Annotated in this window: 12 protein-coding genes; 10 read left to right on the top strand and 2 right to left on the bottom strand. The window is 38.4% G+C overall.

What is annotated here, in order from left to right; all coding sequences use genetic code 11:
• Positions 1-4: 4 nt before the first annotated feature.
• Positions 5-1,642, bottom strand: a complete 1,638-nt coding sequence (locus ACFJIZ_RS05795) for an ATP-binding protein (protein ID WP_379091529.1) — start codon at positions 1,640-1,642, stop codon at positions 5-7.
• Positions 1,536-1,949 carry a hypothetical protein gene (locus ACFJIZ_RS05800; RefSeq protein WP_379091531.1) on the bottom strand — a complete coding sequence of 138 codons (414 nt, stop codon included), beginning with the start codon at positions 1,947-1,949 and terminating at the stop codon, positions 1,536-1,538. The genes ACFJIZ_RS05795 and ACFJIZ_RS05800 overlap by 107 nt, the downstream gene beginning before the upstream one ends.
• 285 nt (positions 1,950-2,234) lie before the next feature.
• On the opposite strand from ACFJIZ_RS05800, the gene ACFJIZ_RS05805 reads away from it, so the two are divergent.
• The 10 genes from ACFJIZ_RS05805 to ACFJIZ_RS05850 all read left to right on the top strand — a co-directional run bounded on the left by ACFJIZ_RS05805 (position 2,235) and on the right by ACFJIZ_RS05850 (position 13,773).
• Entirely contained in the window at positions 2,235-2,861 is a 627-nt protein-coding gene (locus ACFJIZ_RS05805) for a hypothetical protein (protein WP_379091533.1), read from the top strand.
• A 31-nt stretch (positions 2,862-2,892) separates the two neighbouring features.
• Complete coding sequence (locus ACFJIZ_RS05810) at positions 2,893-3,264, top strand: DUF4870 domain-containing protein (RefSeq protein WP_379091535.1); 372 nt, start codon at positions 2,893-2,895, stop codon at positions 3,262-3,264.
• Between the two features lie 12 nt (positions 3,265-3,276).
• Positions 3,277-4,080: a M48 family metallopeptidase gene (locus ACFJIZ_RS05815; protein ID WP_379091537.1), complete on the top strand. Its 804-nt coding sequence runs from the start codon at positions 3,277-3,279 to the stop codon at positions 4,078-4,080.
• A gap of 107 nt (positions 4,081-4,187) precedes the next feature.
• Positions 4,188-5,297, top strand: coding sequence for a hypothetical protein (locus ACFJIZ_RS05820; RefSeq protein WP_379091539.1), 1,110 nt, complete (start codon positions 4,188-4,190; stop codon positions 5,295-5,297).
• 54 nt (positions 5,298-5,351) lie between these two features.
• Positions 5,352-6,728 carry a hypothetical protein gene (locus ACFJIZ_RS05825; RefSeq protein ID WP_379091541.1) on the top strand — a complete coding sequence of 459 codons (1,377 nt, stop codon included), beginning with the start codon at positions 5,352-5,354 and terminating at the stop codon, positions 6,726-6,728.
• Positions 6,729-6,819: 91 nt separating this feature from the next.
• A complete protein-coding gene (locus tag ACFJIZ_RS05830; RefSeq protein WP_379091543.1) occupies positions 6,820-7,368 on the top strand; it encodes a hypothetical protein in 549 nt (182 codons plus the stop codon).
• 11 nt (positions 7,369-7,379) lie between these two features.
• On the top strand, positions 7,380-9,023 hold the full coding sequence (locus ACFJIZ_RS05835) for a lipocalin family protein (protein ID WP_379091545.1): 1,644 nt from the start codon (positions 7,380-7,382) through the stop codon (positions 9,021-9,023).
• A 7-nt stretch (positions 9,024-9,030) separates the two neighbouring features.
• On the top strand, positions 9,031-11,124 hold the full coding sequence (locus tag ACFJIZ_RS05840) for a tetratricopeptide repeat protein (protein ID WP_379091547.1): 2,094 nt from the start codon (positions 9,031-9,033) through the stop codon (positions 11,122-11,124).
• Positions 11,125-11,138: 14 nt separating this feature from the next.
• Positions 11,139-12,440, top strand: a complete 1,302-nt coding sequence (locus tag ACFJIZ_RS05845) for a hypothetical protein (RefSeq protein ID WP_379091549.1) — start codon at positions 11,139-11,141, stop codon at positions 12,438-12,440.
• Between the two features lie 58 nt (positions 12,441-12,498).
• Positions 12,499-13,773 (top strand): hypothetical protein, encoded by a 1,275-nt coding sequence (locus ACFJIZ_RS05850; protein ID WP_379091551.1) that lies wholly within the window; start codon positions 12,499-12,501, stop codon positions 13,771-13,773.
• The last annotated feature ends 6 nt before the right edge of the window (positions 13,774-13,779 follow it).

The following is a 13,779-nucleotide window of genomic DNA, read 5'->3' on the forward strand; positions in this document are numbered from 1 at the left end:
TACCTTAAATGTTAATTTCTATCATTATTGAAGTCCCCTTGCCAGGAGCAGATTGCAAATCTATTCTACCTTTTAAAAACTCAACACGGTTTCTAATATTTAACCAGCCCATTCCAGCTGATTGTTTCAACACCTCAGTGTCAAATCCAGTTCCATCATCTTCTACAGTAACGGCTAATAATTTTTCTTGTGCCGATTGATGGAGCTGCACCAATACATTTTTAGCATTGGCATGTTTAATCGTATTGTTTAGCAGTTCTTGTACGATACGATAAATGGTAACCGATGTGGTTTGTGAGATGTCTGCCTGTTGCATGCCTACCGATTGATAGTTTACATGCAGTACACCATTGCGATCCATTTCTTCGCAATATTCTTTTAGTGCGGTATCCAATCCATATTTTACCAATATTTCAGGCATCATGTTGTGTGCCACACGACGCATTTCCTTAATGGAGCTATCTAACATGTCTATGCTGCGTTCAAATGCATGTACATTATCTGGGGTCATTATTAAATTTTCTTTCATATTATTTAATGAAAACTTTATCCCACTCAGCATGCCACCAAGCCCATCATGCAGGTCTTTGGCTAGTCTGGTGCGTTCCTGTTCTTCACCTTTCAGCACGGCTTCAGTGGCAGTAAGTTGTTTTTCGGTTTCTAATTCATCGATTTTTGCCTGTTGTAATTTTTGGCGATGCTTGTAGTTGCGATAACTTAGTATAGAAATGGCAAGAAAAGCAATGGTTCCGGCAATTAAAAAGTAATTAAGGATATTTTTTTGACGTATTTCTGCGGTTTGCAACTTTATTTGGCTTTCTTTTTTTTCTGTTTCAAATTTTACTTCTTCGTTGGCATGTTTTTGAGCCATTGATTCAGTAAAGATATCCTCCTTAATTTTTGTAGCTTCTCTTTCATATTGAGAAGCTAAGGCATAATCATGCGTTGCATACAGCACATTAGAGAGACTTTGTAATATTGCCCCTCTTGCTTCTTTATAATCATTGGCCTTACTGATATCAAGCGCCTTAAAAAGTAATTCTTTTGCTTTATCGTGTTGGTTTGTTTTTAAATAATAGATAGACAAATTTTGATAGCAGGACATAATATTGAAGTTATCAGCTATTTTAATGGCTGTTGCCAGTCCTTTTTCTGCATAATATTTTACTTGGTCTAATTTGTTTTGTCGATCCATGATTTCTACCATCCCTTCACAGTTCATGGCAACAAAACTTGGAAAGTTGTATTTGTCGCAGAGCGATAAACTTTCTTTATAGGCACCAATTGCTTTTATATCCTGTCCTAATGCATCATAGGCATTGCCGAGATTTAGTAATGTAGAAGTAAGACTTTTATAGTTCTTGTTTTTTCTATCGAGAACTTCTGCTTTTTCCCCAAATTCAATGGATTTCTTATAGTCTTTTATCATGAGATAGTTTGCAGCCATACTTGCATTTAAAGTGGCCCTTGTTCTAGAAGAAGTGTCTAACCGTTCTATAATACGAAGTCCTTTTAAACTATATGCTATCCCTGTTTCATAATCCGATTTGAAATTGTAGCGTTCCCCCAAAGTAATGTATGCAATACCCATGTTTAAAGTATCCTTCGTCTCGGTAGCAATTTTGAGGTATCTGCTTACCATATACTATAGCCGAATCGTGTTGTGTAAGCGTTGCAAATAGGTACATCATTCTTTTGTTGTACTTTAGTTTGCCTGCAGTATAATTTAGCTTATTACTCAGGCGCCCACCTTCCTTGGCATAGGTCATCGCCTTTTTCATATCGTGGTCTTCATATTCCAAGGTAAGGGCAAAGAGTAATTTTACCTTGCTGGTATCTTCTTTCGACTTATTCAATAACCTTTTAAGACTATCAATTTTTTGTAGGTCTTGGCCATAGCTATTTAAAAAACACAATAGCATAAATAAGCCTGTGAGTAGTTTTTTCATTAGGCGCAAATTAGGTATAGCAGTTTTTGTTTTTTATCATCTTTTTTAATGATTTTTTAAATATTAATAATTAAAAACCATCTTTTAGATTAATGTACTGGATTGATTTAGGCTGAGCTATTTGTCTGTATTAGTTAAAGTTAATTAAATTTTAGCTAAGCAATTAAATGATTTTACTCTTTATTGGCCACATTGTGTCCATCTGCTAATAACTGAAAATCATCTTTTTTAATGATTGATATGCCCTTTCTGCAGCTCTAATTTTACACTATAAATTTTAAAAAAATGAAAAAGCTACCTATAACCATTATTTGCATATGTTTTTTAAGTGTGCTTCAGGCACAAATTTTAAAACCTGTTAAAAAGACGACTAACAGTCAGGCTACTCCTTTAGCTACTCCGCAAAGCGACGCTGATTATTTTTTGGCTGTGGCAAAAGTTACCCTTAAAACGGGGAAGGATAATAAAGAAAATGGATCTAACCTAATTTTAAGGGTTTATCCAGCTGCCGGTACCGATAATTGGCGCAAAGGGTATAACCAGGAAAATTATAAATCAGAATTAAAAGTATGGAGCACAAATGATTTTACATTACCGAGGGCTGCAGCTTTTGACCAGAACTTTAACAGTCTTGCCAATTACAAACAAACGGGAATTATGGTAGACATTAACTATAACACCGTAGGTAATGGGCCATTTTTTGGGTTAGATGCCTGGAAAATTGAGGAAGTAAGCGTTACGCTGGAGTTTAAGGATAAAAATGGGAATCCTCACCCGACAATGGGTTCCAAGACAATCTATTTTACCGATTCAAATATGTATCTAGATTTTAAAAAATGGCAATTGTACTGCAAAACCGACCCGTATTTTACCGCATTAACGCCATTTATTACCAACAGGCCAATGAACTAGCATAATTTGACACAACATTAATCCTTACATTATGAATAAAGAACAAATAACCAATCCAGGCCCCCCAGTTGACGGCAAAACCATTGCCATCATCAGCTACATCACCATTATCGGATGGATCATCAGCTACATTCAATATGGCAATCACAAAAGCCAATTGGCTGTATTCCATATCAGGCAGTCGCTGTTCCTTATGCTTTGTGCCTTTGCAGTGTGCATAGTATCCATGTGCTTTGCCTTTGTGCCCTACTTTGGATGGATAATTTCCCTCGGTATTAACCTGGTGTTGTTAGGCTTTCTGGTACTTTGGATTGTTGGCTTAATCAATGCTGCAAATGGCGAGCAAAAGCCACTGCCCATATTTGGCAATAAGGCTCAAGAACTATTAAAGGGAATTAAATAGGTTCTTTCAAAAATGAAAAAGGTCTTATCCTTAATTTTAGCAGGGCTTATAACTGGGCTTTCGGCTTGTAAAACCGTGCCTATTACTGGTCGTAAGCAAATGAATTTAGTGCCCGATGCCATACTTACCACACTGGCTTTTACTGCATATGATACAATTGTAAAAAATAGTACCACGCTTAATAAAAATGACGAGAGGGCACAGCTGGTAGAAAAGGTAGGCTCAAAAATCCAACTTGCGGTAGAAACCTATATGCAACAAAATGGAATGAGCAAAGATCTCAAAAACTTTAAATGGGATTATCACACCATTGATGCCGCTACAGTTAATGCCTGGTGCATGCCCGGAGGTAAAGTTGTGGTGTATACGGGTTTGTTGCCTTATACACAGAATGAAAATGCGCTGGCTGTGGTTATGGGACACGAAATTGCCCATGCCATCGCTCGTCATGGTAATGAACGGATGAGTCAGGGTTTATTGATTAACCTTGGAGGGATTGTACTACAGGAAGCACTAAAGGAAAAAAAGAATGAAACACAGGCATTGTTTCTAGGCTTGTACATGGTAGGATCTAACCTTGCACTGTCATTGCCCAATAGCCGTATGCAAGAAAGTGAAGCCGATCAATTGGGGCTAATATTTGCCGCCATGGCAGGTTATGATCTTGATGAAGCTATTCCCTTTTGGCAGCGGATGAATGCGGGTAACAAAAATAAAGTGCCTGAGTTCTTATCTACACATCCTTCAGATGAAACGAGGATTAAAAAATTATCAGCATTGGTTCCAGAGATTAAAGACAAATATTATAAACCGTAGCATGGTTTAACGTACTAGCGGTCATCTGCTAGGTATAAAAATCATCTTTTTTAATGATTGTCGGGTCTTGTTGTTCAATCTACTTTTACATCATAAAACCTAAATCCATGAAAAAAATACTCATCTTATTCTTATTCATTGCAGTTGCAATAAGCAGCAATGCACAAATAAAAAAAATTGATTCAAGTAAATTGGTTAAACCGGTTGTTAACGCTAAGGTTAAAGGGCAAATCATTGTGCCCACACCGCCACAAACGAATACTACGCCAACTACAAATGTTTCAATGGTTCCGCCAAAACAAACGGCAACAGGCATGTTATATAGCCCAACGTCAACCCCAACGCAAACGCCAAATCAACCCACTGCTACAACGAATTCGACTCCTACACCAACAGCCCTTCCCGATATCGTTATTACAAATATTAGCTTTTCTCCCAATACAGGTAATACATATGCCGTAAATTATAGCTTAAAAAATGTTGGCACTGCCGCTGTAAAAAAAGGGTTACTAGTAGTACAAGGTTATATAAATGGTGCCGCTGTAGGAGGCGGCAACTCTACCAGCCTAACAAGTGAGATGAATCAACTGCTAAATCCAGGAGAATCTATGAGTAGCAGAAATACATTTGGTACTACTGGTATCATAGTGGGCAATGCATACACATTTGAACTTTGTGTAAATGGAATGAAATCAAATGTTGGCACTACTTCCGAAACATGGGTTGGGCAACAGTTTTCTGAATTGAACTTTACCAATAATGTGATTCAATCATCGTTTACCATTCCACCACCACCGCCAGCTCCGGCAGATATAGAAGTTACCATTACCAAAATAGAAAAGAGCCCAGTGGATACAGCATCATTCGTTAGGATTTATTACACCTTAAAAAATATTGGTGAAACCGCTATTCCATCATCTGCCTCATTAAGCTTACAAAGTAGGGTTGAAGATACAGATAATAACCCAAGTACTTTTCTGGAAACCGCTTGTTGTGGACAGGCTATCGGGGGAGGTTCTTTGGATGCAAGTGATATTCCATTTACGCCCGGAAATATAAAGGAACTTTTCTGGGATGCGAGAGTAGCTGGAGGTCCTAATTTTTCCACTTTACCTAAAAATGTACTTTACAAGTTCAACATTCAAATAACCGGGTCTGGTTTTACCGATGGTAACAATTCAAATAATAAAAGCGGGTATAACTATTTACTTCATTAATAGACAACTGCTAGCATTTTGAAATGATTTTTCTGGAATGATAACCTTAAAAAGATGAAACCTATAAAAAATATTCTCCTGTTTAACCTGCTATTGATGGTATGTTATACATGTTTTGCCCAAAAGCAGACTTTTGATGTAATAAACTACACTCTGCCAAACGGTTGGGATAAAACTGAAATGGCAAATGGCATTCAACTGTCCACCAAAAACGATGGTAAAGGAAACTATGCAGCTGTTGTCATTCTACATTCGGCAGTAAGCGCAGCACCAGCAAATGAAAACTTTACCAACAGTTGGGAAAAACTGGTAAAAGGTACTGTGTCTGTTTCCGGGGAACCAACGATGCAAGATCCTGCTACAGAAAAAGGGTGGAGCATTTTATCGGGACAAGCCAGCTATACCGATGGTGCGAATAAAGGATGGGTAACGTTGATCACAGCTACAGGCAATGGTAAAATGGCCAATGTGGTAATGATGACCAATACTGATAAATATCAAAACCAACTACTGGATTTTATTAAAAGTCTGGGCTTAAATGAGGCGGCAACTGCACAGAACAACAAAACAAACTCAGTTTCTCCAACAAATGCTCCAATCGGTTCAGGAAGCAAAAATATATATTCAATTACTGTTCCACCTACTTGGAGTTTAAATACAGGTGGAAACAGTTTGACACTAGAAAAAAATACAACTACAGGGAAAAGAATTATTGAGTTGATGAACATGGTAAGATCATCGGGGAACTTAGAAAAGGATATGGAACATCTATTCTTCGAGGTTTTTGACGGTTGGAGTTTATATAACGGTTCTAACAACCAGCTATTCGAAAAAGGAGACCATGAAAAAGGAGTTACTTGCCAGGGCCTGCCTTATTATATGTTAAGCAATAGCATTACTAAACCTGGGGGTGACGTTATAAAAGCTACGTTGCTGCTGATACAAGTAGGAATAAACGTAGCCATTATTAATACAGCTGATCAAATACTAGGCAGCGAATCAGAACAGGCCTTGAATTTTCTTTTATTCACTTTGAAAATAAATGGTGCTGCAGATAAAAATGTGGATTATAAAAAGCAACTAACGGGTACATGGGCTTCAAGTAGCGGATCATACGGAAATAGTTTAGTTGCCGCTACCAGTTATACCGCTGAAGGAAAATATTATGTGTTGACACAATCTTCTTATACGGTGGGCTATGATTATTATAATGACCTCATCAAGAGTAAACAGTTTAAAGGTGAGGGTGTATTTGCCTTTAAAGGTAATGTACTGGAAAGAAAAACTAGTTCTGGAGTAGCAACAAATTACTTCATTAGATTTTATTCCAGAAAATATGCTAATAATGAATGGAGAAATTTAATGGGTTTGTATGCCTTTAATTATGATAAGAACAGAATAGAAACAGTTGTTCCTTTTCAAAAGCTTTGATTACAATACCAATGGTGGCTTCATCATCTTTAAAGATTAAACAAAATATTTGTTCAGCATACTAAATCCTATAAAAACAAAATATATTCCAATGAAAAAGATTATTCTTTTACTCAGTCTAGTAGTATCGACTATTTTCGCAAATGCCCAAGAGGCACCGCCAAGGGTTCCACCTGTAAAAAATGTGATCGATGCAAAACTGCCGCAATTGCCACCACAACCTGTAAAGTTTCCCATCGGCGATCCAATGCCATTGCCCAATAGGCCTAATCCAATAATCGTCAGGTTAACAACACATACCTGGAAGCTTATCCGTTGGTGGGTAACAGGTAATATTGGCCATTCAACTACTGATATTGCTTTTAAATTCCTTGCCAATGGCAAAATCAGTTGTAGCCTGTGGACACCAGAAGCAATGCTGTCTTTACAATCGGGAACTTATGCAATTGATGGCAATAATGTAACCATCAGTTTAAAAAAAGATGCCAATGTAAGCATGGACTGTAACCTTGTTTACACCAATAACAATAATATACTTACAGGTACTTACACATTACAGGTACTTCCTATAGCCAATGCGCCAACAGGTTATACACCTGGAACGGTAACAGGAGAGCTGAAATTAGAAATAAAGCCATAAAGAACCTATTTATGAAAACATGTTTAAGCTTATTCGTATTGCTTGCGTTTACCTTTTGTACAAAGGCCCAAAAACAAACATTTGATGTGGTTTCTTTTGCGCTTCCGAAAGGTTGGCAACAGCAACAAGGTGAGGCAGGCATTCAGTTATCAACCACCGACAAAAAAACTGGCGCATATGCTATAGTGGTGATGACCAAATCAATGCTGTCGAGTGCAACTGAAAACGAAAATTTTAATAACGATTGGCTTAAGCTGATAAAAGGCTCGGTAAAGGTAAATACTGAACCTACAATGCAAAAACCTATAAAGGAAAACGGCTGGGATGTTATTTCTGGAAATGCAAATTATACCGATGGTACCAATACAGGGGTGGCCACCTTATTCACTGCGACAGGTGATAATAAAGTGGTAAGTGTAGTTCTCATGACCAATACAAAGCAATATCAGAATGAGCTGTCTGCTTTTATTACCTCTCTAGAATTATCAAAGGCTTTACAAAATAGTGGCAATGTTTCTTCAGCGCCTTCAAGCATTGGAGAAACTGGTAAATCACCTGTAATAGGATTGTGGAAAGATAACTTATTAGAAAAATCTGGTTATGTTAATGGAATAGCACAATACACCGCAGGATATTTTAGAAAGGAATACACCTTTAATAGCAATGGAACCTATGTTTTTATGCAAAAAAGTTGGTCTGCATATAGCAAATCGATCTATTTTGTTTACGAAACGGGTATTTATACTGTAAATGGCAATAAATTGATCATTACACCTCGAACCGGAAAGAATGAGGAATGGGGCAAGGGTGCCGATGGTAGGACTGGTTCATGGGGCAAGCTCATCAAATCAGACAACAGGAAACTTCCAAAAACCACATACACCTTTGATATAAAATATTATGCTGGCTCGCAAAATACCTCATTAGAATTGTATCATGATGAGCCTACAGAACGCGAAACGCAACAAAATGGCAATGAAGTAGGGGCTGTGAGAAAATCTAGCTATAACTTAGATGTCAAATCTACGCCACTCATTACACCACCACCAGGCTTAAAAATAAACACCCCGACCCAGTTGCTTTCATCAAATGTAAATATGCAACAAGCAAATTCCAGTCAAATGGCAGGTAGCGCTTCATCTCCCATTGTCGGTAAAATTTGGGAAGGTACTTCTTCTGAGAAATTTACAGGTTCAGGTGCTATGACAGGGCATTATACTGGTGGTTTTTCCTCATCACAATATCAATTTAATGCAGATGGTACTTACAGGTTTATTGATGTGTTGGCTTCTTTTTATACAGATACCAAAACCTATAAATACGAAACAGGTACTTATTCGGTTAGTAGCAACCAACTCACCATCAAACCCACAAAAGGGCAAAATGAAGAATGGACGAAAGTAGGCAAAACATCAAATGGTAATAGCGATGTAACTAACAGAGCAATTAATGAAACTTGGGGCAAAAAAATAAAAACCGCTGCCAGAAGACTAGAAACTTACACCTATACTTTCAGCATTGGCAAAAATGGAAATCAAAATGCGCTCATCCTGCAACGTAATGGCTCTACTGAGAGGGAGGGTGAGGGAAAAATTTCTTATTACAATGAAACTTCTCCTGAACGATCGGTTAAACTACCAACTGAAATTAAATAACTGTCTGATGAAAAAAATAATACTTTTCTGTTTATCTGTAGCACTTACAGTTACTGTATTTGCTCAAAAGCCTTCCAAAGAACAAATGGAAGCAGATAAAAAACGATTGGCTGAAGCCATGCAAAAGCTCAATGAGAAAACCTCAAAAATGGATCCTAACGCCAAAAAGGGCTATGACAGTCTGCTCAATCAATATGGTATTGGACAAAAGATGGACAATGCCATCAAACAGGTAAACAAAGGTCAAACAACAAAAAGTGACGCGGTTTCCTCTGGGCTTATTCCTGCGAAAAATACAAAGGCAATTGCGTCAATTGTCGCCACACCCTCCAAAACAAATATGGTTGCATTTGTGGGCAACATAGGAAATACGACTTTTGCCACTGTAATGCCTGCGGCAAAAAATAAAGCCGACAATATCTATAAAGACCTGAAAGAAAAAGGAGCAACTATCGATGAAATGGGCAACGCTGCTACTGCCTTGTGGGCGGGTGGACATACACAAATCGCATTGAGCTTGATGGCAAAGGTATGTAAAGATGATGCTAATAACGCCGACAATTTAAATAACTATGCAGCCATGTTAACGATGATGGGGGCTCCAGAAATGGCAATCCCTCTGCTCAACAATCTCAATGGCCAATTTAAAAAAAATAGTACAATACTCAACAACCTTGGCCAAGCTTGGTTTGCCCTAGGCGATGTAGACAAAGCCAAAAAATACTTGGATACCACACTTGCACTTACCGCATCCCACGCACAAGCCAATGAAACCCTTTGTCTGATAGCTGAGCACAAAGGTGATAAAATAGCGGCGCTTGCATATGCCAAAGCCGCATTTAAGCAGGGAAACACCGTATCAAGAAAAGATAGGTTAAAACAATTAGGCTATACACCTGGAGCAGACGATTATACTGGTTTTCCTCGTACTAACAAAAGCGACGATCTATTGAATCTCGGTAACTTTTCACCAATGGAATTCCCAAAATCCTATGCGGCAATGAAAATGTACGAAACGCAATGGAAACAGTTCAGGGTGGCTATTGATCAAGCCATAAAGCCCTTACAAAAACTTGGCGAAGAGTCAAATAAGCAAATGATGAAGCGTTTAGAGGAGCAACAAAAACAGTTTATGAACGTCATGAACAAAACATTGGCCAACCCTGGCTCAGTAAACCAAAGTAGTGCCATGCAAACTGTGGGTATACCCATGTTTTCGGAAAAAATGAACGCCAAAGAGAAAATAGTGCTGCAAAACCTTCAGCAAAAAAAGGATAGGGTACTACAAAAAATGGCCGATTTTGCAAAAGGAGATGGTGCCACTTACAAAAAAGAGTATGAAGCCACCATGAAAAAGATCAACGAAAGATGGAAAGATGTTGGAGAGGGTGGAACAGAAAATAATGAGGTGCTTTGCAACGAATCTATAAAAGCAATAGATGTTTACCTGAGTGCATACAATACAAAGTGCGAAGAATTGTACAAAGAATATTTGGTGGTGCAAAAGCAGTTTTTGAATGAAATGGCTTATTTATCATTGTACACTACTTATCCCGAATTGATTCCTGGTATCAATGCTGGTCTAAAACAACAATGGCTAAATGACCTGGCCTTTAAGGCCGAAGTGCTTCAGGTAAGTTATGGCTGTGGAAGTCCGGGTAAAATAAAAGAAGGTAAGCTTAGCCAGTTCAAAGACTCTAATTGTACCATCAACAGCGAATTTGGTAGTGCGAGGCTTGGCTTCACGATGAAGCTTACCTGCAGTGGCTTAACTACTACTGTTAATGCAGGTGTCATTAGCGGCACTTTAAACCAAGATTTGGATCATGCAGGCTTTGGCGATTCTTTTAAAAACTGCACAATTAGTATTGGACCTAAAGTAAGTGCGGGCGGTAAATTGGGCCCGTTGCAGGCCAGTGTAAGCGCAGGTGTGGGTGCAGATATTGAAATTGACAGAACCGGTGTTACAGATGTGGTGATGACAGGAGGCGTAGAAGCTGCAGCAGGTGTTGGTGCTGCTGGTGCAAGTGCAGGCATGGAAGGAAGAATGAGCCTGAATACCGGTGCAGGTTCACTAAATGGTACAGGTATCTTTAAATAAATAAACAACAAACCATGAAACAGTTTTTAATCTTTTCAATACTAGTGTTTGGGAGCATTGCAGGTTTTTCGCAAGGCATAAAAAAAATAGCAGACCCACTAACGCCTTGCGGTTCACGTGCAGATGTTGACGCTATGCCAGGTATTTATACCGACCATAACAATACCAAATACGGATTTGTTTTAAAAGGCACACCCGCCGAACAAGCGACGATGATGAAAAATCTCGTTGCTGTTGAAAAACTGGAGGAAGCCGCCCGTAAGGATTTTAAATTGACCGGATGTGTAGCCAGGGTAAGTTTTGCCAGGTGGGGCAGCAGTAATTACGGTAAAAATGTTTATGCCAGATATGGATACAATCTAGGCGTATATGCTTTTGTCTGCAATGTGTCCCAACACGCTACCAAAATTGTAGATGAATACACAACGGTTTTCAGGGTTGACGTCAATCCAAATATAATGCCGGGAGGTGTGAATGCCATAAGCACGGGTGAGTTCAATATGAAAAATGGAAATTCGTTGTACCAAATTCCTGTAGAAGCAAAAGCAGGCCCTAATTTTGAAAAAGACAAAGCAAACAATCCCAGCCGTGTATCGCAATATATTTCAGAAGCAACGCTGATGGGTTCCCGATCTGATAACTATAAAGATTATCATAGCGATTTTTTAAAACTCAACAATGGCAATGGCTATGTTGAGCACTGGGAAGCGGGCTCAAGGTATGATAAACACGGACCTGATTCCTATCAATGGATAGACCGCCGCTATTTTATCACCAAGCCCGGAGTGCCATTACTCATACCCGTTAGCCGAAAGCAATACCTGCTGGATATGTTGGAATATCTTGAAATCGAGAAAGCCAATTTCGAATATGACAATGCACAAAAAATTAAAACTATAGGAAATAATACGGCTGACTATGCAAAAAGATCAATGGCATCTTTGGAAGCTGATAAACAGGCTTATCCTCAATTTTATGAAGCCAAAAAAGCAAAACTGAATGATCTGCTTACCAAACAAAAACCCGAGTGGCTGCAAAAACCGGCAGTGGTAGACCAGGCCAGAATGTTGAAAGACGCCAATAAAATTTTGGAAGCTTTGGGGAGGTTTTATGATCAAGAAGGAGAAGATAAATGTGCGCTGTATGTTTTAAACCCGGCCTACTTTGTTTCCAATAACGGGCAGGCTGCAAAACCGTTGTTGATAGAAGTGCAGTTTCGATACCAACTCACTAAAGATTTTGGTTACTCTTCAAGGTTGTTCAATAACTGGGAAAAGAATTTTGATTTAACTGCACTGAAAAAAATGCTGGAATAATTTTAAGCCCTTGATCTATATACTTATCCTTAAATAATTCATAGATAGATTCTTTTTTATGAAGCAAATATTTATGCTGACCATCAGCAGTATATTTTTATTGAACACTGCATTTGCACAAACATGTTCCTCATCAGAGGAATTATTGACCGTGCCTGGAAAACAGGTTGATGCCGCACATTGGGAATGGCCGCAAGAGAAAGCTCACTGGCTGGATGCTTTAGGTACGGCAGTTCATAAATCTGCTGCAAATGCCATTCTCACCAAAATTGAAACACTCGAAAAACAAAGTCGTAGTAATTATAATTTAACAGGCTGTGTGCTCAAAACTGCTTTTTCGGGAAAGACTCCAACCACGATAGCAGGTAAATATCCTTTAGCAAGCTATGATCTTAATATGGGCTGTTATGAATATATCTGTGTCAAAAACAAAATGATGGTTAATGGCGAATATCAGAATGTTTTTCGTGCCTACGTTAACCGTTATACTGGAATAGAAAGTGCTTTTTCTTTTCCCGATGAGGCTTATTATTATGAAACTCCCAAAAAATATAATGGGCAGTTTATCTCTTTGTACAATTTTATAAAAATGGATGACAGTAAGAATATCAATAATGGCAAAGGCTTTTATCAGGATATCCCCGAAAACTCTGTAAAAGAAGGTAGCCGCAGTGTATACATGACCCGCCATTGGTATTTTACCAAGCCTGGTATGTTATTGTTTGTACCTGTTACACGTAAAGAATACCTCGAAGCCCTATTGGTTTATTATGAAAGGGAACGACTGCTCATCGCCGATAAAATAAAGGACATAGAAGTGGAATCTGCGGGCATGATGAAAAATCCTCAAAAATACCCTCAATTGTATGAAAACGGTAAACGTAACCTGATAGTAAGAAAGGCTAAATATCCCGATTGGCAACAAAAAATAGATATAAAAAAAGCCATAGTACAAAAGGTATTGAAAGAAAATACAGCTGAGTGGTTGGCTAAGCCTGCCGTAGTAAAACCTAAAACAGAGACTTTTTCGTGGAAAAACAATTATGGCCCAGGTCAGAATGACAATGTATCCATCGATACCTACAATGCCGATAGCAAGGAGGATGCGCAAAAAACAGGCTCATTTACTTTTAGTGGTTTTTGGGACAATAAAAGTGGTGCTGTCTTGTACAAATATAATCCAGACTATTTTAAGGGTTCAGAAAAAAATCCAACAAAACCTTACATGATAGAGCTTACCTACAGGTACGTAAAAACCACGCTTGGGAAAAGTCTGGTAGAAAATTTTACCCAAAACTTCAACTTCGATGCTGTAAGGAATATGCTAGAGTAGGAATGT

The sequence above is a fragment of the Pedobacter sp. UC225_65 genome (genome assembly GCF_042698365.1).
GTDB lineage: Bacteria > Bacteroidota > Bacteroidia > Sphingobacteriales > Sphingobacteriaceae > Pedobacter.